We start from the raw sequence: 26,784 nt of genomic DNA on the forward strand, positions 1-26,784 counted from the left end.
TTAAATGTTCACTAAACATACTAACAAAAACCTTGCTGACTTTTTTTCACCCGCAAAAATTATCATGCATTTTTTAATAAAAAGATAGTTACTAATATAAACAACAAATAATCATTGGTTTATAATTAATTAACATACAACGTTCGGTCGTGCCATATCTTGGCATAGGTCTTGAACTATGGTTACACTTCGGGTAAATAATTACTTTTACCCATATTTTTTATACCTGTAATTTTGCAGGCTGACATTATGACGTTTTTTAAACAGACAGAAAGGGTATTTGATGAGTTTTGATCCATTTGATTTTAAAAATGCACTACCAATTATAAACGAAGATTCCGAATTTTTCCCTCTGATGTCATCAGAGGATGAGGAGGAAATGAATAATGAACAAGTTCCGGAAATACTATCCATATTGCCATTACGCAATACCGTATTATTTCCGGGGGTTGTCATCCCTATTACGGTAGGCAGAGATAAATCGATCAAACTGATACGCGACGCCAATAAAGGCAAGCGGATGATTGGTGTGGTTGCCCAACAGGATGTGGCTATTGAGGACCCTACTTTTAATCAATTAAATAAAGTTGGTACAATAGCATTAATCATAAAGATGCTGCAAATGCCCGATGGAAATACTACGGTTATTCTCCAGGGCAAAAAACGCTTTCTTTTAAAAGAAGAGGTACAGACTGAGCCCTATTTAAAGGCATCAATTGAACCTTTCAGGGAAATAAAGCCTAAAGAAGATAAAGAATTCAAAGCCATGGTTTCGTCCATTAAGGACATGGCGATGAATATCATCCAGCTTTCGCCAAATATTCCGAGCGAAGCTGGTATAGCAATTCGCAATATTGAGAGCACTTCGTTCCTGATAAATTTCATTTCATCAAATATGAATGCCGATATGACAGCCAAACAAAGGCTGCTTGAGGTTGCCAATTTGCGTGATAGAACAAAGCTTGTATTGGAGCACCTCACACTTGATCTGCAAATGCTCGAGTTAAAAAACCAGATACAAAGCAAAGTGCGTATTGATCTGGATAAACAACAGCGTGATTATTTTTTAAATCAGCAGCTAAAAACTATTCAGGAAGAGCTTGGAGGCAATTCGCCTGATCTTGAAATCGAAGACTTGCGTAAACGGGCGATCAGTAAAAAATGGGGTAAAGAGGTTCAGAACCACTTTGGCAAAGAGCTGGAAAAATTAGCCAGAACAAATCCTGCAGCAGCTGATTATTCAGTTCAGATCAATTACCTGGAGCTGTTGCTTGACCTACCCTGGAACGACTTTACAAAAGATAATTTTGATCTGAAACGGGCACAAAAAATCCTGGATAAAGATCATTTTGGCTTAGATAAGGTAAAACAACGCATTATCGAGTATTTGGCAGTACTAAAGCTAAAACACAATATGAAGGCACCTATCCTTTGCCTGGTTGGGCCACCGGGAGTTGGAAAAACATCTCTGGGTAAATCCATCGCAAAAGCTTTAGGCCGCAAATACGTACGTATGGCTTTAGGCGGTATACGTGATGAGGCTGAGATAAGAGGCCATCGTAAAACATATATCGGTGCAATGCCGGGCCGTATTATCCAGGCTATAAAAAAGGCAGGTGCAGCAAACCCCGTATTTATACTGGATGAGATAGATAAAGTGGGCAATGATTTTAGGGGTGACCCATCATCAGCCTTACTGGAAGTACTTGATCCTGAGCAAAACAGCACCTTTTATGATCATTATGTAGAGGTTGATTTCGACCTTTCAAACGTAATGTTTATTGCGACGGCAAACTCATTGAGCAGTATCCAACCCGCTCTGCTTGACCGTATGGAGATCATCGATGTGAGCGGTTATACGATCGAGGAAAAGATCGAGATAGCTAAACAGCACCTGGTACCTAAGCAACGTGAGGCACATGGTTTAAAACCCAAGGATGTTGTTTTAAAAAATGACGTGCTTGAAAAATTGATTGAAGATTACACCCGCGAATCAGGCGTTCGTTCACTTGAGAAAAAAATAGGCTCTGTGGTACGTGGCGTAGCAAAAGATATCGCCATGGGCGAGCTCCATACACCTTTAGTTACTAAAAAGGAAGTAGAAAAAATATTAGGTGCACCCATATTTGATAAAGATCTTTACGAGGGGAACGAGGTAGCTGGCGTAGTAACAGGTCTGGCATGGACTTCCGTTGGCGGTGATATATTATTTATCGAAGCAAGCTTAAGCCCCGGCAAAGGCCGTTTAACTTTAACCGGTAACCTGGGCGATGTGATGAAGGAGTCAACAACTATTGCGTTAGCTTATTTAAGGGCTCATGCGAAAGATTTTGACATCAACCCAAAACTGTTCGATCAATGGGATGTGCACGTACACGTACCGGCTGGCGCTACACCAAAAGACGGCCCTTCGGCAGGCATTACTATGCTTACTGCACTCACCTCCGCTTTCACTCAACGCAAAGTAAAACCGCATCTAGCCATGACAGGTGAGATCACCCTGCGCGGACGTGTCTTGCCTGTTGGTGGTATCAAAGAAAAAATACTGGCAGCCAAACGTGCCAACATTAAGGAAATCATTCTTTGCAAATCTAACCATAAAGATATCCTTGAAATTAAGGAAGATTATATAAAAGACCTTAAGTTCCACTATGTTACCGACATGAAAGAGGTGATCAATATGGCGCTTTTACAACAGAAGGTAAATGATCCCCTAGACCTCTCCACTAAAGAAGATATAAGCCCGGTAATGAATTAATACCGGTGTAAAACAAGCTCATTTTTAATTTATTATGTATAGCTCTGCCCACAGCAGGGCTATACTTTTTTACATTTAGCTGTACGCCTGAAACTTTTTGATTACCAGTAACGTAATACGCGGTAGCTAAACTAATAACATAATAAATAATCTATAAATGAATAATCGTTTTACACTAAGGGGCAGGGTTATCTTATTACTACTACTGGTTTTTCAGTTAGGGCTGAAATTACAAGCTTCAGCAAGCACCCGGATGGTTTGTGATACGGATAAAACAGCCGACACACATCGGGTTACAGCTAATACAGATACTATTGTAATGATAAATGGTGTACCCACCAAAGTGTCAATGTCCAGCCCTCTTGTAAAAAAGGATACCGCATCTAATGGTTTAAGCCAGGATGAGATTAAAAATATTCCACCGGCTTTTAATAATAATACTACTACAATTGTTGCCCCACCTTCAGATGGTACCATACAGGTTAGAAACTTTGGTATGACCAACAGAAACACTACAATAGTTGCCCCACCTAATGATGGCTTGATCCAGGTAAAAGATGCAAAGGGAGGCTATATTCAAGGCTCACCATCAGGAGTTAACGCAAAACCTGCAGAAACTAAAAAATTAGATACACCTGCAACAACAGAGGTCATTAAAAAAGTAACCGACACGGTTACTAAACGAGTAACAGATACTATTACTAAAACAGCAACCGACACAATTACTAAAAATGCACAAAAAGATACAATTACTAAGGTAGTAACAGACACTATAACCCAAACCCAGAGAGATACAGTTACCAAAACGCTTAGAGATACGGTTACGAAGACACTGAGGGACACCGTAACCAAGACTATAAGAGATACGGTAACTAGAACCATAAGAGATACTGTTACTAAAACAATGACCGATACCCTGGTAAAGAAATCAGATAGCACATTAATGAAGAAAGCTGACACTACAGCCATGCAACAGGATACCCTTGATGCAAGTCAAATAAAAGCCAAGAACATTTACCTGGAAGTTGGTGGGGCTGGCCTTGCGATATCGCTCAACTATGATTCGCGATTCGGCGATCAGCGGGACGGATGGGGTTACAACGTTGGTGTAGGCGGCTTCATCTCGGGTGGTAATAAGGTCGTCACGGTTCCATTCCAGCTCAACTTTTTGATAGGCAATTATAGTTCCTTTATAGAGGTCGGTGGGGGGGCCACATTCCTCCACTCGACGGGTGATACCAAAGGTAAAACGTGGCAGTTTGATAACATAACCGGTTTCGTAGCCACAGGTTCTATTGGGTATCGTTATCAACCGGAACAAAAGGGATTAAGCTTTAGAGTAGCATTTACACCTATCCTGTACGATGAAGGCCTCATACCTGCCGGTGGTATAAGCGTAGGATATACCTTTAAATAAAAAAATATTGATTAAGTTTACAAAAGCTCCGATTTCATCGGAGCTTTTTTTATTTTCGGCTTTGTTTCTTCAACACCCTTATGAATTATAAACTATTTTGCCTCTTCGTATGCCTTATTTGTTGCTGCAAGGCATTTTCTCAGTCACATAGCAACGAGATTGGCGCACAGAGTGATAATGACTCTTATCTTGGACAGGGCTCAGATAGGTATTATACCGATGGTATTTTTATTTATTATCGCCATGCGTTAAAAGTTAATGCGGGCAGCGAGCTTCAAAACAAAGTATTGGGTTTCGAGGCAGGTCAGAAAATATTTAACCCGCAAAGCGGCAGCATATATTATGGTGGAAAGGACGATACGAGATATATCGACCGCCCTTTTGCTGCTTATCTATACGTTGGATCAACACTTAATCTCCTGTATAAAAATGAAAGTAATTTAAAATTAGGGGGCCAGATTGGGGTGGTAGGGCCCGATGCGTATGGTAAGCAAGTGCAGGATTATGTACACGATAATTTTGGCTTTTATCATCCATCTGGCTGGGAATACCAGATAGACAATAATTGGGAATTAAACCTTTCAGCAGAATATAACAGGTTACTTGCACGCGGCTCATGGATAGATGTTTCGCTGACAAGCTATGCAAACCTGGGTAATGGTTTTACCGGCGCCGGCATTGGCCCACTCCTTCGGCTGGGTGATTTTAACCAATTATTTAATTCAGTAAGCACGCAAAGTACGGCCATAAAATCAAGTTCAGTTACCTCGTTACACAGCCACGAATTATTTTTTTATTATAAACCACAATTTAATGTGGTGGCTTATGATGCAACAGTACAGGGTAGTCTGTTTGGTTCAAGGAATCCTAATAGCATGGAAATCACGTTAGACCCTGAACGGTTTGTTTTCAGTAATCAGCTGGGTATTGGTTATTCGGGTAAACGCTTTGTGCTGGATGCTGCCGCTATATTCCATACAAAAGATGTAAAACAAATGGTACAATCACATCAATGGGGATCAGTTACTCTATTGTACCGTTTTAATTAATCATCAAAGCTGTTTTTCCGGTTTTCTTTTTTGCTGGCTTGTATTTTCTTATTCGCCAGTCTGGCGGCGATCATGGCTTTGCTGGGTTTGGTTGCTTTTCGCACTTTGGGTTTATGAAGTGCTCTTACTAATATCAGGTGCAATTTCTCAAGTGCCTTTTCCTTATTCAGATACTGACTCCGCTCCTCTTCACATACTACCTGCACGTGCCCATCTTTGTTTAACCGCGATTGGAGCTTTGTTAATAGCAAGGCTTTCTCTTCGTCAGTAAACAATGTCGATTGATTGATAGCAAACAATAATTCGACTTTGCTGGATACTTTATTTACGTTTTGTCCGCCTTTTCCTCCGCTTCTTGATGTTTTATAAGTGACCTCCTTTTGCAGGTCGGCTTTAGTAAAGTTCATCGTCAAATTTAAATAATTAGTTGAATGGTTGATTGAGTTAGATTGAGTTGAATAAGTTAGATTGGAAAAAGTTATTTTTTTGGCAACCCATTTAACGACTTAACTTATTCAACCATTCAACCACTCACAAATTTTTATTATTTTAGCTACCCAATGAGCAATAATATTGTGATAGCTATTGACGGCTATTCTTCATGCGGTAAAAGCACCTTAGCCAAAGCATTAGCCCAAAAGCTTCATTTTATTTACGTCGATAGCGGCGCGATGTACCGTGCAGTAACGCTTTATTTTTTACGCCACGCAGTTGATCTGAACGATCATGAAGAGATCGCGGAAGCTCTAAAAAACATCCATCTCAACTTCCATTCGCGGGATTACCAGACCCACATTACCTTAAATGATGAGGAAGTATCGGACGAGATACGCCAGATGCCTGTATCGGATAATGTAAGCGGTGTATCCGCTTTGCGAGAAGTAAGGCACGAAATGGTAAAGCAACAGCAACGCATGGGCAAATCAAAGAATATCGTAATGGATGGCCGCGATATTGGCACTACGGTATTCCCTGATGCGCCGCTTAAGATATTCATGACAGCCGACCCTAAAGTGCGTGCTGAAAGGCGATTCAAAGAATTACATGAAAAAAATCCGGACATTACTCTTGAGGAAGTATTTGAAAACATCGCCCATCGTGATTACCTGGATACTACCCGTGTAGAAAGCCCGCTTGTAAGAGCTAAAGATGCTATTATACTGGATAATACCAATATGACACCGGATGAACAGTTAGACTTTGCTTTGGATAAGGTTAATCCATTATTGTCTTGAACCATGATTTACCTGATTAAAGGATTACCGTGATTTTATAATTTCTAAATCCTAAACTCTAAATCCTAAAAGTATAAACTATCACTGATCAACTTATCACCACCCAAAAATTTCTCCGCTTTCACGCCAAAATGGTTTAAAAAATCTACACCCTCATCATTGGGCAGGCCCTTATATTCTGCATATGATTTCATGAAATAAACATGCTTTACTCCTGCCGAAAATATTAACCTGGCGCAAGGTAAGCAAGGCGATAATGTAGTATAAAGGGTTGATCCGTCCAGATTAGCGCCATTCTTAGTGGCGTATAATATGGCATTTTCTTCAGCATGCAAAGCCAGCGAGCAACTACCACGTGCATCCCGCGGGCATCCCGTTTCGGGCCATTCCTCATCACAGTTATGTGTGCCTGCAGGCGGGCCATTATAGCCTATAGAAATAATACGCGTATCCTTAACCAAAACAGCACCGACCTGTGCCTTAACGCAATGTGAGCGCTTGGCCAGGTCAGTTGCCAGGTTCATAAAAATATGATCGAAACTTAATTTAGTCATTAAATAGTTCATTAGTTCACTTGTTCATTGGTTTATTAGTAACCAGGAATGACAAGTGAACTAATGAACCAATGAGCTAATGAATAATTGATTAGTGTCCTGCTCCTGTTTCTATGGCATCAAAATCAATACCTTGTTTGATTAGGACAGCCTTTGTCCTTACTGCATAAAATGCGAGGTACGCAAAACACATGATGCCTACAATATATGACAGTTGGATACCAAGTAAATTGGGTGATGCCAAGTAACCTTGCAATAAGCTAATGATACCACCACCCATAATCATCATAATTAAATAGCCCGATCCCTCATTTGTATGTGTTCCCAATCCTGCAATTGCCAAAGCATAGATGCTTGGCCATAAGGTAGAACAGAATAATCCGACACTGATAAATGAGTAAACACTAATCATACCACCAGTCATTATTCCAATTGCGAGAGCAACTATAGCAAGAGTTGAAGAAATCAATAACTGACGCGCTGGATTACCTTTACTAAGTAAATCCCCTATAATCATCACAACAATTACAGCCGGATAAATATAAAATGGTGTAACATCGTGCTGTGCGAGCTTGTTTATTAAAAGGAAAACCAGAAATGCAATGTAAGGCATGACCAACTTCAATACTTTTTTCATGATACTTGATAAGTTGAATGCTCCTACCGAAGCTGTCCATCTACCTATCATTAAACTTGCCCAATAAAGAGATACGAAAGGGGCAATATCACCGGTAGCAGTATGCAATTTCTCTTTCATAAACTCCGGCAAATTACTTGCTGTAGAAACTTCAACACCTACATAAACAAATATTGCAATCATACCTAAAGCTAACTGCGGATATTTAAGGGCATTTTTGCGCGGAGGGGCAACAGGAACATCTACTTTTGCTACTTCGCCGTTTGAATGATCCTCTTCAGTTATTTTCTCTATTTTGTTAGGGACTGACGAGAATTTAAAAATAACGGCAACAATCAGGAACAAGGCTCCTAATACTAAATATGGATACTTAACGGACTCAATACTTGCTACATGTGTTTTAGCTGCTACCGAACCGAAAATGGCAAGACTAACCAATACAGGGCCAATAGTAGTACCAAAATTGTTAACTCCTCCTGCTAAGTTCAACCTTTGGGAACCTGTTTTGGGGTTACCCATAATAATTGCCAATGGATTAGCTGCTGTTTGCTGGAGGGAATATCCCAATCCAATAATAAATAGGCCAGTGATCAGCAATCCGAACGATGCTGTTTGCGCAGCAGGATAAAACATCAAAGCACCAATAGTTGAAATTATCAGACCAAGTACGATGCCATTTTTATATCCCAAGCGGTTCAAAATATCTCCGCCAATAAGTTTAGATACAAATGAATAAATTATTGCTCCGACTGTATACGCTACATAAAACGCAAACGAGATCATCTGTGATTGCCATTGTTGCAAATGAAGTTTCTCTTTAAATACCGGGATCAGGATGTCATTACTGGCAGCCACAAAGCCCCAAAAGAAAAAAACGATTGTTAGTGTAAAAAAGGCTGAAGAATTGCTTTTTGATTTGTTTTGTTCCATTGCTAATTTAGGTTGGAAATTCAGTGTTTAGAAACCACTAACATAAAGATTATTTTTATAAAATCGATATATACTTTTTAATAATAAAATCCCAACTTTAAGTTTGGTTGTTACCTATTAAAAATCGCATATTCGTTCCCGGCTAACGGCAACCAACATTCCAAAGCCTAAAATTAATGATAGAAGCTGTAATCAGAGGGATTGGGGTAGGATTAGTGCTCACGTTTTTGACAGGTCCGGTCTTTTTTGCATTAATAAAAACAAGCATTGAAAAGGGTTTTCATGCGGGTGTAGCGCTGGCTTTAGGCGTGGTTACCAGTGATATAGTGTTTGTTGGCGCGATCTTGTTTGGGTCTCAATATTTTGATATTTCGAGCCATGATAAGCAACATGCGGGAATAGTAGGTTGTGTTATCCTTTTTGCTTTGGGTATTTACTATCTGTTCAAAAAGTCGGAAGTTAATTATGATAATAAGGTACCTTCTCGTTTAAAACGCACAGGATATTTTTTTAAGGGTTTCCTGATGTGTATCTTAAATCCAACCCTCCTATTTCACTGGACTGTTGTAATAGGTACGGCAAGTACACTGTACATTGAAAGCGTGCCCAATCGATCATGGAAGATTGCAGTTATGTTCCTGACCATATTGGTTGTTCAGTTTGGCCTTGATACCACCAAAGCATTTTATGCTAACAAGCTACGGGATAAGATCTCTGTTAAATTTGTTCACCGGCTTAATGAGGTAGCCGGCATAGCATTGATCATAGCGTCGCTTATACTGTTTGATAAGCTGGTAACTCATTATGTCTTTGCACCTTTTAGCAGCTAATTTTAGTCTGAAGTCCTAAGTCAAAAGTAATATAACTTAAGACTTAGGACTTCGAACTTGAAACTAATTACATATATCCTCTCAGATTCTTTCCTTCCATCCAGTTAACAAAAGCACGGTTAACTACTTTGTTACCACCTGGTGTTGGGAAATTACCAGAGAAATACCAATCACCGGTATGATCTGGACATGCTGCATGCAGATTATCCAATGTTTGGTAGATTACCTTTACTTCTGCTTTGATCTCTTTAGGTGTGATGATCTTTGCTATGCGATCTGATATTTGCTGATCAGTAAATGGCTCATAAATGGCCTTTACATAATTTTCGACCTCTTCTTTAGGCAGTGAGCCACTATCCTTACATTTTTGATAAACTCCAAGGATAATATCTTCTTTGCCTTGCTCTTTTAGTAAGCTGATAGCTGCTTCAAAAGCAACAAATTCGCCCATGCGCGACATATCAATACCATAACAATCAGGGAAACGGATCTGCGGTGCAGATGAAACTACCACTATCTTTTTAGGGCCCAAACGATCCAGTATTTTTAATATGCTTTGTCTTAAAGTAGTACCACGAACAATCGAATCATCCAATACTACTAAAGTATCTGCGCCTTTTTTGATCAAGCCGTAGGTAGTGTCATAAACATGCGCTACCATCTCGCTGCGGTCAGCATCCTGGGTAATAAAAGTGCGGAGCTTAACATCCTTTATAGCTATCTTTTCTATACGTGGTGCCAGGCACAATACCTCATTTAATTCCTCATCACTTATCTTATCTTCCCGGTTCAGCAAGCGTTCTTTTTGATAAGTCTTGATATATTTATGCACCCCTTCTACCATACCGTAAAAAGCCACTTCGGCAGTGTTAGGTATGTATGAGAAAACGGTATTCTTAATATCATTGTTTACTGCGTCAAGTATCTGCGGGCAGAGCAGGCGGCCTAATTGTTTACGTTCGCGGTAAATAGATGCATCGCTTCCGCGCGAGAAATAAATACGCTCAAAAGAGCATGATTTTTTCTCAAGTGGCTCGCTGAACATCTCTTCCCTGATTCGTCCGTTTTTCTTAACGATCAGTGCATGACCGGGCTGTATTTCCTTAATATCCTCAATCGGAATATTAAAGGCAGTTTGCAGTGCCGGGCGCTCAGAAGCAGCAACTACTATCTCATCATTGTAATAATAAAAGGCTGGTCTGATACCTGAAGGATCGCGCATTACAAAAGCATCACCATGACCGAATATCCCTGCAATGGTATATCCTCCATCCCAGTTCTTAGCAGATTTACGCAATATCTTCGCAACATCAAGATCATTAGCTATCAGCTTGCTGATCTCCATGTTGTCATCGTGGCCTTCTCTTTTATATTGGTCGAACAATCCCTGATTTTCAGTATCCAGGAAGTGGCCTATCTTTTCCAGTACAGTAATGGTATCAGCTTTTTCTTTAGGATGCTGGCCCAGGTCGTATAGTTGCTGTAGCAACTCGTCAACATTGGTCATGTTGAAATTACCTGCGATAACCAGGTTACGTGTTTGCCAGTTGTTCTGCCTTAAAAATGGATGACAGTTTTCAATGCTGTTCTTACCATGAGTTCCGTAGCGCAAATGCCCTAACAAAACCTCGCCGGTAAAACTTACATTTTCCTTCAGCCATTCCGCATCGTTCAGCTTTTCTGGTTGCTCTTTTTGGATATCGGCAAATTTCTTCTGGATATATTCAAAAATGTCCGCCACAGCATTTGAAGCCATTGAGCGGTGTCTGCTTATATAACGTTTACCCGGCTCTATATCTAATTTAATGGTAGCAACGCCTGCGCCATCCTGGCCCCGGTTGTGTTGTTTTTCCATCAAAAGATAAAGTTTGTTTAGCCCATACAGCGCAGTGCCGTATTTTTTTTGGTAATAAGAGAGTGGCTTTAAAAGGCGGATAAATGCCACACCGCATTCATGTTTAATCTGATCACTCATGATTGGTAATGAGGCTGCAAAAGTACTATTTTAATGTTGGAACTTTAAATTAACAATGTCATTAGATTGCATTAATATTCACTTTTAGAATTTACCTTTATTTTAGCCTGATAGTTTTTTGCAATGATAAAATAATCGATACGTAATATTATAATCACTATTGCTAGCCGCATGGATTCCATTTAATTCAACACAATTACTTTATCACCATTCTTTCTTCTTACTGTTAATACACCACCTTTTTCCAAAGCATTCCAGGTATATCCTTCGTCTGCATTGACCTCTTTCATTGGTTGATCATTTAGCAATACCGCTGATGGTTTTGCTTTCATCCGGATAGTCTCGGTACCTTGCTTATCAAATGTGCGATAAAACAAACGCACCTTATTTGTATCCACTTTATCAAAATTGAGGTAGATGAATTTTTTTAGATAGCCTTTGTAATCCGCCTGCTGGATGACCGATGTTGTGGAAAGAATATGATCTTCGGCGGGGGCCAATGCCGGATAGGTAGCCATCGCTCTCAGATAGTGTCGTATGTAGTCCCCATACCCATCAGTAAGCCAGGGCTCATCAGTAGGAAAACAGTTTTTACCATCTACATCAACCGCATAGGTGGCCCAATTCAATTCATGGATGGCATTAGTATAAAGGGACGTATCACCTGAGAGATAAGAGTACAATAATTCATCTGCTGCCTGCCTTGCGCTATGGCTGTTTCCCGGAACGGGATAAACAGTTTGTTCGTTGGTTACGATCACACCATATTTCTTCCATTTATCATTCGCGAAATTGGTATGTACCCAATTGATAATGTTTTTTACCTGTGTTTTCCATTCGGGAAAATACTGTGGGTGTTCCATCATATAACGGGCACAGGTCATAGCGTTTATTTGCGTTTCGCTCCATTCGCCTACGTCTTCAAAAAATGGGCCCCATTTGTTATTCTGCACCGGATATTTCTTTGCCCATGCCAGTATTTTATCAAAGCTTATTTTGTAAGCTGCAATATTTCCTTTTTTCAGTTCGATCAGATCATCAAACATTTGCAGAGTAGGTGTGAGATTGCTGGTATAACAGGCAGTGTCTTTTACATTGTTATAAGGCTTGTCCGTTGTATTCAGCAACACGGTCTTACCTGTGTACACATTTACCTTAAAAGGCAGTGGCGAATGATCCGCATCACCAGTTTTCACATTAGCGGCAAGCGTATTAGCAATTTTTACAGCCGCATCAAGAAATATCGGATCGTTCTTGATTTTATAAAGATGAATCAACTCTAACCCCAACGATCCTGCTTTGTCAAGCTGCGCTACATCCTTACCATTGCGCATATCCCCATCATATACCCCCGAATAAATGAGTGTATTGTAAGGGAAAGGAATATCAGGATACTTACAATTGGCAGGCGACAAACCGTGTGTAAGGTAGTATCCAGCTAAAAAGCAAGCATTCTCCTTTATATTTTCATCCCCGGTATAGGCATACAATAAACGCCATGACGAGATCGCCATCATAAACTGGTCACCTCCTATCCCACGCGGGTCGTCAAAATTCGGATTCCATACCTGGTGGTTCATGTAGTAAGGCAACCCATTCATATCCCGCAGCATATTGAACCAAAAGCTCCATATCGTATGCAGGTTATGGTCATACGCTATTGCCGGATCAGCATTGTACCACGGAACTATATCGCCGTTTTTATCGGTTTGTATGTTATGGTATATTAATAATCCGCCCTGCTGTGCAAATAAACTGACGTTCACGAAGGCAAATAACAATAGCAGAACAATACCTCTTTTGGTCATAAATTTTATGTTTTATGTAATATTTTTATTACCGGTTTATAATTGCTTTCAGGCTTTTGGCGGCACCTAATTTAATTAATATAACATTGACAATTTAAATTTATATTTAGCCATCCTATCCAACATCTTAAATTATTTATAGCCAATTATGAAAAAAAATCCCGGCGGTGAAAACGCTATTAGCAGAAGGAAATTTATAGAAAAAACTGCGATCCTTTCCGCTTTTACACTTGTCCCAAATTTTGTTTTTGGCTGCAAGAGCCGTACTATGCCGGATAATCTGACTAACATTGGCTTTATCGGAACCGGCAAGCAGGCTATGGATCTGAAGAAATATTTTTTAGATACAGGAGAAGTAAAGATCGTAGCTGCTGCTGATGTATACGGTGGTAAACTAAAACGCTTTGCTGATGAGGTTAATCAATATTATGCCGATAAATTTCCGCAAAGTAAGTATCCGGGGTGTACTACCTACTCCGATTTCCGGGAACTTTTGGCCCGTAAAGATATCAGCGCAGTTATTATTGCAGTTCCTGATCACTGGCATTCGGTGATTGCCATACTTGCTGCCAGGGCCGGGAAAGATATTTATTGCGAAAAGCCCCTTTCATTAACTATTAATGAGGGTCGGGCAATGGTAACGGAAGCAAGAAAACATGAAAGAGTATTTCAAACTGGCAGTATGCAACGTTCATGGCCCGAATTCAGGCAGGCTGTGGAGCTGGTGCGTAACGGATATATTGGTGAGATCAAAACGGTAAAAGTAAATGTAGGTGGTCCTCCTGTACCTTATAATTTACCTGCCGAACCAGTGCCATCTGACCTGAACTGGGATTTCTGGTTGGGGCCAAATGTACCACAGGTTTATAACCATAACCTGGCACCCGGACTAAAAGATGAGTTTTGGGCGCATTGGCGCGATTATAAGGAATTTGGCGGCGGTTTTATGACCGACTGGGGCGCTCATATGTTTGATATTGCTCAATGGGGCCTTGATATGGATAGCAGCGGCCCGGTTCTGATCACCCCTCCTGATAAAGATCACCAGTTTTTAACCTATCAGTATGCTAATGGGATTACTATGACGCATGAGCCAATAAAAGGTGATAGCGGCGTGCATTTTATCGGCACAAAAGGCGAGATACATGTAGTACGCGGAAAGCTGGAAACCACTCCCGCAGAATTAAAAGACAGGGTTATCGGCGACAACGAAAAGCATGTATATAAAAGCGAAAATCATTACAAAGATTTCCTGCAAGCAATGCGCAAACGCACAAAACCTGTAGCCGATGTAGAGATAGGCCACCGTACAGCTACGGTTTGTAATTTGGGTAACCTGGCTTATGAATTGAAGCGCCCCCTGCACTGGGACCCCATTAAAGAGGAATTTATCAATGATGATGAAGCCAACAAATTAAGGGGCAGAGAAATGAGGAAACCGTGGGTGGTATAGCCTCACCTAAATCCTCCCCGGTAGGGAGGACTTTAAAAGACAAATAAAGTCTCCCCATCCGGGGGAGATTTAGAGGGGGCTTATGGGCTATTACTTACTAAATCCTACTAACTTGTGTAATTGCCCCGGATTGTAAACATGGCCACCTTTTACTACCGTAGTCACATTTCTGATATCGCGGATATTTTTCAGCGGATCGCCATCCACAATGATCAGGTCGGCATGCTTGCCCTCCTCAATTGATCCGGTGGTTTTATCTACATTCATCACCCTCGCAGGTATAATAGTAGCAGTTTGCAGGGCATCAGCCGGTGTCAATCCAGCCTGAACATATAATTCTAATTCACGGGCAACACTAAAGCCTGGAAAACCCTGATCGGTTCCGGCTACGATAGTTACCCCCGCATCATGCAGTTTCTTTACAATCTGCACCATACTTTCATAAAGGGGTTTAAACTTTCTGGCCCCAGTCGAATCCTGGCCGGTATTTTTTAACAAAGCCTGCAACGGTAATGGCAAGGTATAAAATGCAGGTTCCATAGTGGTGATATCATCTTTTACAGAACGGAAACTCATTTCAAACACACCCAAAGTTGGGTCAATCACAACGTTATGCTGTTTAATAAAATTAATAGCAGCAATACTGGTAGAATCATTAAAATCTATTGAGCGATCTTTGTTCCTTTTCATGACGGAGTACACGTATTGAACATGGTTCACCATATTCATGCCTGAATCAACTCCCTGCTGCAAGGTCATTCCGTTAGGAATATGTCCTGTTACTGTTAATCCCAATCTATGTGCCTCATCACAAATATATTTTACTGTAGCCGGTCTCACCGAGCTATAGATTTTGATCTGAACAAAACCATTCTCTTTATATCTGTCCACAGCCTGTATAGCCTCTTCTTTGGTAGCGGCCTGTATAATGCCTAATGCATACGGCCCTTTTCCATCAATAATACCTGCCTTTAATATCTCAGGCCCTACCCCCTTGCCCTGGTCAATCGCATCTTTTATCGCATTAATAAAGCTAAACTCATTACCGCAATCGCGCACTGTAGTTACTCCGGCTGCTAAATAAGCCGGGCCCCATTCTGCCTGTTCAAAATGGGCATGCATATCCCACAAACCGGGCAACAGCATTTTACCTTTAGCATCAATGATTTTTGCTCCGGCAGGAATAGCAACTTCGCCATCTTTACTTATTTTTTTAATGATGCCATTTTCGATGATAACGGTGGCATTGGATATGGTCTTTTCGTTTACCACATCTACAACTGTTCCACCCTTTATAGCGATCAATTTATCAGCAGTAGTTTTTATCATAGCCGATTTGGTGAACAAGCGCATACTATAAGTTGCGGTCTTTCCTATCAACGTTGATAACAAAGAGTCATAAGGTTCTCGCACGCTTTCGAACTTGTCAAACTCGGCGTCATTGGTGATGACACATATTAACCGGGTTTGATTATCTGTCCAAACAAACTCGTTGCCCCATATTAGTCCGCCGATAGTATATCTTTCCAGTATCAATGGTTTTCCATTATAAGTTAAGGTATCGGAACCATCTCTTTTTATCTGTACAGACCCGGTAGGCAGCGTATTGATATTGGCTGGTTCGTGATGCTTTTTCCAGTATTGTATCAATACTTGTTGTACAATAGTAGGCGCGTACCCGGCTATCGGGAAAGTAAGCGGCTGTATCTTTTTGTCGTAAACAGAATCATCCACTTTAACATGTGCCTGGCTACCGCTTATGCTGATCTCATCATTAACAGTTGCACCGCGTGCCACATTACCTTTGATGTTCAATCGTAGCGGTTCTAATACAGGGTTCACTCTCAGTTCAGCTTTTAAAGGAACTGGTGAACCACGGTCGACGAATTCAAAATCGGCAGTGTAGGTTTTAGAGTTTTTATTATTGGTAATATGATAAGTTTCCTTACCGATATGTTGTTCAAATTTGTGCAGTAGGAATACGCCGCTGTCGGCAAGTGGATTTTGTGCGTAAAGGTTCAGAATCAAGCCTGATAACAGGATAGAAAGTAGAATTTTTTTCATAAGTTGAGGTTGCATGTGATGGCATAAAGTTATTATTTATTTCTTATCTTAAATAGAATCAGGCGATTAAACCATCTTGAAAAATATCCATCTAAAGACACGATCCCCCCTCAAAACATTCACAGTTATGAAAAAAACTCTCCTTATCCTGCTATTGGGTATCGCTGCCCAACCCTTATTTGCACAACAAAAAAATATCAAAAAACCAGATGGCGGTTCTATCTCCACTCAGTTTATTGATCAAACTGCTAAAAAATTAATGAATACAGCCGGGGTCACTGGTTTGTGTATTGGTGTCATCAATGATAACAAACCTACTTATGTGCGGGCATATGGTTATAAGAACAAAGCAAAAAATGAGCTAAATGATACTTTAACCAGCTTTTATGCGGCCTCACTAGCCAAGCCTCTTTTTGCATATATTGTAGTTCAACTGGCGCAGGAAGGTATCATCGACCTTGACAAACCACTTTATTCTTATCTGCCTAAACCAATACCCGAATACGATAATTACAAGGAACTGGCAGGCGATGATCGGTGGAAATTAATCACCGCACGTCATTGCTTAAGTCATACCACAGGATTCCCGAACTGGCGCAACAGCGACCCGAATAATTTTCAGAAGATGGGTATCTTCTTTACTCCCGGCACGCATTATTCTTACTCCGGAGAAGGGATAATGTTATTGCAAATGGTGGTTGAAACCATTACGCATAGAAATTTGGAAGAACTGGCGCGGGAAAAGGTATTTGCGCCTTTGCACATGACTAAGACAAGCTTTGTATGGCAACAGCGATTTGAAAGCGATTATGCCAATGGTCATGGCATTGAAGAAGATACTCTACCAAAAGACCGGTATAAACAGCAGTTTGCTGCCGGATCAATGGAGACGACTATTGCCGATTACACACGGTTCATAGCAGGTGTACTGCAGAAGAAAAATCTTTCTGATAAATTCGGGAATGAAATGCTTTCTCCACAGATAGCTATTAACTCAAAAAAGCAGATATTTTCATTAAATACTGCCGATACAACAAGAGACAATGATGCTATACAGCTATCATACGGACTTGGCTGGGGCCTTTTTAAAACTCCCTATGGGAGGGCGTTTTTCAAAGAAGGACACGGCATGGGATGGGTACATTATATGATCGCTGATCCTGAGAAAAAGACGGCTTTAATTATCATGAGTAACAGCGCTAATGGTGAAAGTATTTTCACTGAACTGGTTCAAAAGTTTACGGGGATCACCATTCCTTCATATTGGGAAAATTACATCCCTTATCGTGGCACTGCAAAATTATCTACAGAGCAATTAAAACAGTTTGAAGGCATTTGGGAAGGGCCGGAATACACGGCTACAATAAAACTTGTAAATGGGGAATTAATGGTTGAGGCCCCGAAAGTGAACTTACCACCAACGAGATTGTATTCGCAAAACGACCATCATTTATTTTTGAGAATAATGGAAGCGGATTTAGAATTTGTAAAAGGGCCGGATGGAAGATTTGATAAAGCAATTGCCGATGATGAGGGGCAACATTATGAATTGAAAAGGGTCAAATAGAAATTATAGAGACGCCATCCTCAACGTCTCTATAATTTTATAACTTCTCCCCATGCTGACTAATATCTAACCCTATCTCCTCTTCTTCTTTTGAAACACGAAGCGGGGATATCATATCAGTGATCTTTAATAACAACAACGAACCGAAAAAGGAAAATACCGATGCTGCCACCAGGGCTATGCATTGTACAAAAAACAAATGTGTATGGCCGAAAAACAAACCATCCCCCGTTGTATTTCCTGGATTTACATTTCTATTGGCAAATACGCCTGTAAGCAGCATACCCACCATACCACCTACTCCGTGGCATGGGAACACATCCAGCGTATCGTCAATTGAAGTACGTGTACGCCATTCAACCACCAGGTTACTTACCACTGCCGAGATAATGCCTATAGCCAGTGAATGCGGTACCGAAACATAACCAGCCGCAGGTGTAATGGCAACCAGTCCGACAACGGCACCAATACAAGTACCTATAGCAGACGGTTTACGTCCTAACAGCATATCAAAAAATATCCAGGTTAAACCCGCCGCTGCGGATGCGGTAGTGCTGGTAGCTAGTGCATTTACAGCTAAATGATTGGCCCCAAAGGCTGAACCGGCATTAAAGCCAAACCAGCCAAACCATAATAATCCGGTACCGATTATTACGTAGGTAACACGGGCAGGTGCGTGGTTAGCCTCACTTCGGCTCTTGAGATATAATGCCGATGCTAAAGCTGCCCAACCTGCAGACATGTGTACTACCGTGCCGCCTGCAAAATCAAGCACGCCAAGTTTAAATAAAATACCATCAGGATGCCATGTGGCATGAGCCAAAGGCGAGAAAATAAAAATAGAGAACAGGCAAAGGAATATGATATAGCTATTGAACCGTATACGTTCCGCAAATGCTCCGGTGATCAAAGCCGGAGTAATGATCGCAAATTTTAACTGATACATGGCAAAAAGCAATAATGGTATTGTTGGAGCCAATTTCCAGGTTGCATTACCCAGCATGCCTTTCATCATAAAATAGGTGGATGGGTTACCAATTACACCTCCCAGCGTATCACCAAAAGCGAGACTGAAGCCTACAATTCCCCACATTACCGTAATGATTACCATACAAATAACACTTTGGAGCATGGTTGATATTACGTTCTTTTTATTTACCATACCACCATAAAAGAAGGCAAGGCTAGGTGTCATGATCAGAACCAAAGCTGTCGACATTAACATCCAGGCAATATCTCCCGTGTTAAATTTAGGGTTACCGGAATTGTGGAACTCAACAGACGGAAAAATAAAGGTCAGTATTAATATACCTACAATGAGGGCAAAAGGAAAATAACGTTTCATAATTTTAGAAAGTCGGTTTATTTGCGGACTGCCAAATTACTGCTTTTTCTAAAAAATGAACGATTTATTCAAATAATATCAAGAAAACATTGATTTTTTTGACAATTACAATTATTTAATCAAAATATCTGGGAAAACTCCTAAAAGAACAATCAATAATGTAATAATTGCAATTGAAGTGAGCAGAAATGAGTTTGATGGGGCAAAACCTGGGGTTCTATCAGTTTTTCGCAGAAATAAGTTAAGTGGAACCTTAATATAATAGAATAAAGAAACGACTGTTGTTACCGCTCCGGTTATCATCAATAAAAGTAGCCAAATGTTATGGCCCGACTGATAAACAGCATAAACCGAAGAAAACACTACAAATTTGCCATAAAATCCGGCGGTGATTGGCAGGCCAGTGAGTGATATCAGGATAATGACGAAGCACACCCCAGCAAGCGGATATTTAAAACCAAGCCCCTTGTAATCATCAATATTCTCTGCTTGCGCGGTATTAGAAAAATAGCTTGCCAGCATCCACGCCCCAATATTAGCCAATGCGTAGGCTAAAAGGTAAAAAGTGAGTGCTGAAATTCCCTGAGTAGTGAATGTTACTATAGCCATCAGTGCAAAACCTGTATGCCCGATGCTTGAATAAGCCAGCATTCTTTTGATATTATTCTGAAGTGTAGCAGCAAAATTTCCCGCAATCATGGTAATTATGCCTACAATGGATAAAAACAATTGGAAATCAAACGCTGTCCATGGCGTAGAAGTGGTTGATATAAATGGGATTAAGAAATTGATCAGCAATCCAAAAGCGGCAATCTTGGTTACCGTGGATAAAAAAGCCGCAACCGGTGAAGGTGCTCCCTGGTAAATATCCGGCACCCAAAAATGCATAGGTACAAACGATAATTTAAACCCTATTCCGGCTAATACCAATGTCAACGCTAAAGTAACGGCCAGCGGGTTAACATGCATCAAACCGGGTATCAGGTTGCCACCAATCAAATCAAGCGTGCCTCCGAAACCATATAACAAGGATATACCATACAGCATAATTGCTGATGACGCAGCGCCGAAAAGCACATATTTTAATCCGGCTTCGCTGCTCAGTCCATTTCCTGCGCGATAAGCAACCATCAGGTAAGATGCAATGGAAAGCATTTCGACAGAAAGATAGATGGATAGAAGATTGACCGACATCACCATTAAATGCATACCAAAAACTGCTGCAATGGATATGGAATACAAATCGGATAATCCCTTTTTATGAGATTTAAGATCATCGTCCCATCCAAAATACAATAATAGTGGGATCCCTAAAACATCAATCATCAGTTTAAATAACCATGACGTTTTATGCAGCAACAGCATGTGGCTGAAAAACAAATGTGGGTCAGTTTGTATTAACTTGAACTGGTCAAGGTCTTTAAATACTACCAGCAATAGACCAACACAGGCAACTGTTTTGCATAACCATCCTGAAGTTTTACCGAACAAAAGATCTGTTACCAGTATCAACAGAAACAAAGCGGATAAGTAAATTTCGGGCATAAAGTATTTGATGCCGTCAAAAACTTGATTCAATTGTTCGGGTAAAAATGGTAACAGATCGTTCATTATTTGCTATAATACTACTAGTGATTGGTTTTTAGGATATTTTACCAAATATTTTAATTCTATTTTCTTGTCGTTTTGTGGTTTGAGAGAGAAGCTCCACTCAATCTTTCCTGTCTCTTTATCTAGTTGGCCGCCTGATAATTCTTGTGTTTCCACATCAATTGAAGAATTTTTAGAAACAGGTACCTGATCTTCTACCAATAAATTAACAAGCTGATTTTTGCGATTCTTTATTTCTATCTTCCAGTCACGGGTCTCTTTCTTGTCAGATCCTAGACCCCGTCTTTCAGTAAACTCTTTTGCGGGTTTACGGGTCACAACAATACTTTTATCAACGCCTAATGATAGCCCAAGTGTATCAGCCATGGAGCTTGTATTGATAAAAGATTTTCCGATGTAAGTACCTTCAAAATAAATATTAGCCTGGCCAGACAAGAAATTATACTTATTCCAATCAATAATCCTGGCGGTTAGAAACACATCTATTGATATTTTAGGCACAACAGCATATTGATAGGTGGCATCGATATCAAAACTCTTAATTTCTACCAGGTACTGTTTTCCATCTGTCGGGATAGAATATGGGTTATCGATATTGAATTCTACGTTGGTTTGATTTTCTTTTTGGTTTACCGATAACGGAATTGTTGATGCTGTTATGGCCGGTTCATTAAGCTGTTTATCGGAATTTTCATCGTCAACATCCTTTTTGCGCTCAATTCCATACCCCACAACTACTACTTCGTTTAATGAAGCACTTGGAGCATATGTTGGAGCAAAAGTTAAATAATATGGATTTAATTCGGGCTTGATACTATTGACAGCCGGGTTACCTGTTGACAAGGTAAGTTTGACATTTTTCCAATCTTCGCCACTCTGTTGGATTACATTAGCTTTATAGGATATAGTGATGGGGCTATTTACATTTTTAGCACGGATGTCATAAATAGGAGCCCATCTTGCGTTGCGAACAAGATAACTTAGAGAAAACTCTGATTGTAAATTAGTTTTTGAAGAAACGGTTACCAAAATATTACTTGTAGCAATACCGCTGTTTCTGTTTATTTCATTTAATTGCTGGTTGTATTTTTGCAACTCGGCATTTAATACCGCCACCTCATTATTAATGTCTTGTTCCTTTTTCCTGATCTCAGTCAGTTTGCCGGTTTGAAAATCCAAAGCTTGCTTCAGCTTAATGACATCCAGATTCACATTTTGAGGGCTTAATGTCAGGTTTTTTCGCAATGTACTGATTTCCTCCTCGTAGATGGAAATGTAACCATTTTTTAAGTCGATCTGGTCTTTTATGATTTTTTGTTGTGATATCAGATCTTCTACCTGTTTCTGTTTACCGGGAGCATTGAAATAATTCATCTCGTGTTCTACAGAAAGTATGGTAAACTCCCCGTCGGCATGCACCTGTATACTTTGCGCATCAATACCCGGAGAGATATTCTCAAAAACTAATGTTGATGTACCTGAACTCACATTTACCATTGCTGTGCGCGTTACCTGTGCCCCGTTCAAAAACACTATAACTTTTTGAACTTTTGATGCGATCTTTTGATCTTCTGCCTTTGCTGCTATTGTTATAAAAAAAACAACTGCTGCCATTAATAATTTTCTAAACATGATTTTTTAGTTAAGTAATACAATCTTTGGTACGATGCATCCTGTTAACAGGAGCATTTAAACTAAGGATGCATTACTGTATGGGTTTTCCATAAACCTCAACTAAAAAATATTTATCTAATTCCTAAAGAATGAACTAATGCCAACACTGAATCATTGATCTTATCAAAAACCAGTGAAGGCATTACTCCTAAAACCAGTGTTAAAAACGCCAATGGCAATAAGGTAACCGTTTCCCTCATATTTAGGTCTACTAGCGCCGTCTTCCAGACATCGCCCCCCTTTAAGGATAATGATCCGAAGAACATTCGCTGTAATGTCCATAAAAAATAGGCGGCACTGAGTAAGATACCTATTGATCCACAAATGGCCATCCAGTAAGGCAAAGCACCGTTTATCGAAGGAGATTCAAATGCTCCCACTAATGCGAAAGCCTCCCCAATAAATGCTGAAAAACCCGGCAATCCCAATGAGGCAAAAAATGCGATCATGATAAAGGTGGTATACCGAGGCATCAATGTTCCCAAGCCTCTGAAATTATAAATATCCCTGTCGTGCACCCGATTATAAACCACCCCGGCTAAGAAGAACAACATGGTAGCTAAAAATCCATGACTTACCATTTGCATTACCGAACCGCTGATGCCTTCGGCAGTTAATGATGCTACCCCCAATAATACAAAGCCCATATGTGATACGGATGAATAGGCAATCATTCGTTTCAAATCGCGTTGAGCAAGCGCATTTAATGCACCATACAGTATGGAAATTACACCCAACAATCCGAGCCAGAAAGCGCCGGATACAGCTATATCAGGGAATATACCCAGGCATATCCGGATAATACCGTACCCTCCTATTTTCAATAATATTCCGGCAAGAATAATAGAAACCGGCGTTGGTGCTTCAACGTGTGCGTCCGGCAGCCAGGTATGTAAGGGCACCACCGGCACCTTTATCGCGAAAGCAATGAACAGCACCACAAAGCCAACTGTACGTGCAGGCATACCTAACAATGTTTTATGCCCAAGCACTGCAAATACCGAATTCGCATCATAGTTGGCAGGGTTCATCATTTGGATGATATTAAAAGTATGATTGCCTGTAGCAGGATCTTTTACCGATAAATAAAGACCGATCATCACGAGCAGCATAAACACTGAACCGAATAGCGTATACAAGAAGAATTTGATAGCAGCGTATTCCCGTCTTGCTCCGCCCCACATACCGATAAGGAAATATAACGGCAATAACATCAGCTCGTAAAAAATATAGAACAGGAAGAAATCCAGTGCACAGAAAACTCCTATTACTGCAGTGTTGAGCAATAAGAAAAGGCTAAAAAAGCCCTTAAGATTACTTTTTATTTCCCATGAAGCCAGGGCAGCAATCACCATTACAAAAGAGCTCATAACCACTAAAGCAATGGATATACCGTCGATCCCAACAAAGTAATCGATCTGCATTTTGCCTAAAGTACCGAGGTCGAGATTTATCCAGGGGAGCTTTTGCATAAACTGAAACCCGCCTTCATTATTGATCCCGGCATATTCAGCACCTGTTTTAAAGTGGAGATACATCCATATGCTGATACATAATTGTATCAGGGTAGCTAATAGTGTGATATACTTAAAGCTTGCGCGCCATGCCGATGGCAGTAGTATGATCAGTAAACCAAACAGCAGAGGTGTAAATATCAGGAGTGATAATATATTCATTATTTGAGATGTGAGATATGAGATGTGAATCCTGAGATATGAGATGTGAGATATGAGATATGAGATATTTGTATATCACCACACTTTATACTTAAAAAGAACAATGCACAATCCTTTTTGAATCTCACATCTAAAATCTCATATCTCATATCTATAATCATATCTAACTAAACAAGTATTTTAAATAAAAATATAGCCAGTAAAATTGCCAGCATACTAAACAGGTAATATTGTACTTTTCCGCCTTGAAAATTACGGGCAAAATTACCGATCCCCAATACAATCGATGCTATTGCATGCAATATACCATCAACGATATGCCTGTCGGTCCAGTCTGCAATTTTTGAACAAAATATACCGGTTCGTTGCAGCAAATGTATAAAACCATCAATGATATTTTTATCAAACCATTGGGCAGCTTTGCTTAAAGCCATAACCGGGGCAATAATAAAGCGGTTATAAAATTGGTCAATATACCATTCGTGATAGGAGAATTTGAACAGCCAGCCGCTTTCGGGTAATGGTAATGCCTTTTGATTTACATAAATCGAGTATGCCCAGTATATAACCAATATGCTAAAAATATTTAATCCTGCCGGGATAATGGTATGGTACATATTTACCCTATCGAGTCCAGTAATTGTTTGAAAGCCGTTGAGCAGCCACGCATGTTCATATAAAACCGGATTAAGCGAAAATATCGGAAACAAACAACAGATTGCCAAAAAAACAAGAGATATACGGTATTGCCAACTACCATCACCGATGTGCAATTTGATATGAGGATTGATCTCGGCCAGCTTAAATTCACCAAAAAATACTTTAACTATCAGTCTGGCTACATAAAACGCGGTTAACCAACTGGTGATCAAAGCTCCTATCGGTATCAATTTATAAATCCAGCTTTTACCTTCAGACCATTCAAAGGCTTGTATCAGGATACCATCTTTTGATAAATACCCGGAAGTCAGCGGCAAGCCAACTAATGCGATGCCTCCTATTAAACAAGCAATAAAGGTAAGCGGCATTTTCTTCCTCAAACCACCCATATACAGGATATTTTGCGGATCGATATGCAGTTTATATTCGTCTTTAATATGTTGCACCTCGTGGATAACGATGCCTGCTACCAAAAACAACAGACATTTAAAGAAAGCATGAGTAGCTAAATGGAACAGTGACGATGCATACGCACCAATCCCCATTGCCATCACCATAAAACCCAATTGAGATATGGTAGAATAAGCCAGGATACGTTTAAGGTCATTTTGAGTGAGGGCAATAGTTGCCGCCATAAAGGCTGTGAAGGCACCAATAACGGCAAGTACATTCAATTCGCTTTCTGTAAATATTGGATAAACTCTACCCAATAAAAATACGCCGGCAGCCACCATAGTAGCTGCATGGATCAGGGCTGATACAGATGTCGGTCCCTCCATAGCATCAGGCAACCAGGTGTGTAAAGGAAATTGTGCCGATTTAGCTGCGACTGCCAAAAATATACCACCACATGCCACATATTGCCAGCCACCGGGTAATTGAAACGGAATTGATCTGACCAGCGCATTTTCGCCAAAAAGCTGATCAATATCAAAAGTCCGGAATACGACATAGATAATAATAATGGCCGTCAACAAACCGATATCACCTATCCGATTCATGATAAAGGCCTTTTTGTTGGCTATTATGGCTTTAGGTCGGGTAAACCAGAAACCAATGAGCAGGTAAGAAGAAAAGCCTACTAACTCCCAGAACACATAAAATAAAATGAGGTTATCCACCACTACCAGCGCCAGCATACTGAAACAGAAAAAGCTGAGATAAGTAAAGTAGCGCTTATAGTTCTCATCCTCTTTCATGTAAGCTGTCGAGTAAATATGTACCGGCAAAGCGATAAGCGATACCAGTAACAGCATTAGTACCGAAAGATTATTCAGTAAAATGCCGCCGTATAATTTTGTGCTGCCTATGGTAAACCAAAGTTGTTGTTGATGCACCTGGTGCTGGTTCCATACTTTTGAAAACACGAATACTGAAAGTACACAACTCCCCAAAATGGCATTGGTAGATACCCAACCAGCCACCTTATTATTTTTACCCGGAATAAAAAAATTAAAGACAAAGGCAAGCAAAGGCAACACCACTGCAGCAAGTGCGAAGCGTGCGGTTAGGGCATCTATTGCTTGTAAAAAGTCTTCCAA

18 protein-coding genes are annotated in these 26,784 nt (G+C 40.2%); 7 read left to right on the forward strand and 11 right to left on the reverse strand.

The annotated features are described in order from the left end of the window. Positions 1–283 precede the first annotated feature (283 nt). The 3 genes from lon (at position 284) to ACPPVU_RS19695 (ending at position 5,224) form a co-directional block, all read left to right on the forward strand. Entirely contained in the window at positions 284–2,758 is a 2,475-nt protein-coding gene (gene lon, locus ACPPVU_RS19685) for an endopeptidase La (protein WP_426668393.1), read from the forward strand. A gap of 157 nt (positions 2,759–2,915) precedes the next feature. Further along, positions 2,916–4,175, forward strand: coding sequence for a hypothetical protein (locus ACPPVU_RS19690; protein WP_426668394.1), 1,260 nt, complete (start codon positions 2,916–2,918; stop codon positions 4,173–4,175). 80 nt (positions 4,176–4,255) lie between these two features. Next, positions 4,256–5,224, forward strand: a complete 969-nt coding sequence (locus ACPPVU_RS19695; protein WP_426668395.1) for a lipid A deacylase LpxR family protein — start codon at positions 4,256–4,258, stop codon at positions 5,222–5,224. On the opposite strand, the gene arfB is transcribed toward ACPPVU_RS19695, so the two are convergent. Then, positions 5,221–5,631 carry an alternative ribosome rescue aminoacyl-tRNA hydrolase ArfB gene (arfB, locus tag ACPPVU_RS19700; protein ID WP_426668396.1) on the reverse strand — a complete coding sequence of 137 codons (411 nt, stop codon included), beginning with the start codon at positions 5,629–5,631 and terminating at the stop codon, positions 5,221–5,223. The two genes, ACPPVU_RS19695 and arfB, sit on opposite strands and share 4 nt — an antisense overlap. Positions 5,632–5,784: 153 nt before the next feature. Between arfB and cmk the strand changes: the two genes are divergently transcribed. Beyond that, entirely contained in the window at positions 5,785–6,459 is a 675-nt protein-coding gene (cmk, locus tag ACPPVU_RS19705) for a (d)CMP kinase (protein ID WP_426668397.1), read from the forward strand. 65 nt (positions 6,460–6,524) lie between these two features. On the opposite strand, the gene ACPPVU_RS19710 is transcribed toward cmk, so the two are convergent. Beyond that, positions 6,525–7,013, reverse strand: coding sequence for a deoxycytidylate deaminase (locus ACPPVU_RS19710; RefSeq protein ID WP_426668398.1), 489 nt, complete (start codon positions 7,011–7,013; stop codon positions 6,525–6,527). Between the two features lie 91 nt (positions 7,014–7,104). Then, positions 7,105–8,580: an MFS transporter gene (locus tag ACPPVU_RS19715; protein WP_426668399.1), complete on the reverse strand. Its 1,476-nt coding sequence runs from the start codon at positions 8,578–8,580 to the stop codon at positions 7,105–7,107. A gap of 176 nt (positions 8,581–8,756) precedes the next feature. On the opposite strand from ACPPVU_RS19715, the gene ACPPVU_RS19720 reads away from it, so the two are divergent. Then, complete coding sequence (locus ACPPVU_RS19720; RefSeq protein WP_426668400.1) at positions 8,757–9,410, forward strand: LysE family translocator; 654 nt, start codon at positions 8,757–8,759, stop codon at positions 9,408–9,410. Positions 9,411–9,477: 67 nt separating this feature from the next. Here ACPPVU_RS19720 and ACPPVU_RS19725 read toward each other — a convergent pair whose 3' ends face one another. After that, positions 9,478–11,385 (reverse strand): class II glutamine amidotransferase, encoded by a 1,908-nt coding sequence (locus tag ACPPVU_RS19725; RefSeq protein WP_426668401.1) that lies wholly within the window; start codon positions 11,383–11,385, stop codon positions 9,478–9,480. Positions 11,386–11,567: 182 nt separating this feature from the next. Next, complete coding sequence (locus ACPPVU_RS19730) at positions 11,568–13,193, reverse strand: hypothetical protein (protein WP_426668403.1); 1,626 nt, start codon at positions 13,191–13,193, stop codon at positions 11,568–11,570. Between the two features lie 148 nt (positions 13,194–13,341). Here ACPPVU_RS19730 and ACPPVU_RS19735 point away from each other — a divergent pair, with 148 nt between their 5' ends. Further along, positions 13,342–14,646 carry a Gfo/Idh/MocA family protein gene (locus ACPPVU_RS19735; RefSeq protein ID WP_426668404.1) on the forward strand — a complete coding sequence of 435 codons (1,305 nt, stop codon included), beginning with the start codon at positions 13,342–13,344 and terminating at the stop codon, positions 14,644–14,646. Positions 14,647–14,736: 90 nt separating this feature from the next. Here the strand turns inward: ACPPVU_RS19735 and ACPPVU_RS19740 are convergent, their stop codons facing one another. Further along, positions 14,737–16,710 (reverse strand): amidohydrolase family protein, encoded by a 1,974-nt coding sequence (locus ACPPVU_RS19740; RefSeq protein ID WP_426668405.1) that lies wholly within the window; start codon positions 16,708–16,710, stop codon positions 14,737–14,739. Between the two features lie 127 nt (positions 16,711–16,837). Here ACPPVU_RS19740 and ACPPVU_RS19745 point away from each other — a divergent pair, with 127 nt between their 5' ends. Beyond that, positions 16,838–18,277 carry a serine hydrolase domain-containing protein gene (locus ACPPVU_RS19745; RefSeq protein ID WP_426668406.1) on the forward strand — a complete coding sequence of 480 codons (1,440 nt, stop codon included), beginning with the start codon at positions 16,838–16,840 and terminating at the stop codon, positions 18,275–18,277. 37 nt (positions 18,278–18,314) lie between these two features. Here the strand turns inward: ACPPVU_RS19745 and ACPPVU_RS19750 are convergent, their stop codons facing one another. The 5 genes from ACPPVU_RS19750 to nuoL all read right to left on the reverse strand — a co-directional run bounded on the left by ACPPVU_RS19750 (position 18,315) and on the right by nuoL (position 26,784). After that, complete coding sequence (locus ACPPVU_RS19750; RefSeq protein ID WP_426668408.1) at positions 18,315–19,622, reverse strand: ammonium transporter; 1,308 nt, start codon at positions 19,620–19,622, stop codon at positions 18,315–18,317. Between the two features lie 111 nt (positions 19,623–19,733). Beyond that, positions 19,734–21,233: an NADH-quinone oxidoreductase subunit N gene (locus ACPPVU_RS19755; RefSeq protein WP_426668410.1), complete on the reverse strand. Its 1,500-nt coding sequence runs from the start codon at positions 21,231–21,233 to the stop codon at positions 19,734–19,736. 6 nt (positions 21,234–21,239) lie between these two features. Then, positions 21,240–22,865 carry a DUF4139 domain-containing protein gene (locus ACPPVU_RS19760; RefSeq protein WP_426668411.1) on the reverse strand — a complete coding sequence of 542 codons (1,626 nt, stop codon included), beginning with the start codon at positions 22,863–22,865 and terminating at the stop codon, positions 21,240–21,242. A gap of 113 nt (positions 22,866–22,978) precedes the next feature. Beyond that, positions 22,979–24,583, reverse strand: coding sequence for a complex I subunit 4 family protein (locus tag ACPPVU_RS19765; RefSeq protein ID WP_426668412.1), 1,605 nt, complete (start codon positions 24,581–24,583; stop codon positions 22,979–22,981). 167 nt (positions 24,584–24,750) lie between these two features. Continuing rightward, positions 24,751–26,784 (reverse strand): NADH-quinone oxidoreductase subunit L, encoded by a 2,034-nt coding sequence (nuoL, locus tag ACPPVU_RS19770; protein WP_426668414.1) that lies wholly within the window; start codon positions 26,782–26,784, stop codon positions 24,751–24,753.

Source organism: Mucilaginibacter sp. McL0603 (genome assembly GCF_049992945.1).
Classification (GTDB): domain Bacteria; phylum Bacteroidota; class Bacteroidia; order Sphingobacteriales; family Sphingobacteriaceae; genus Mucilaginibacter.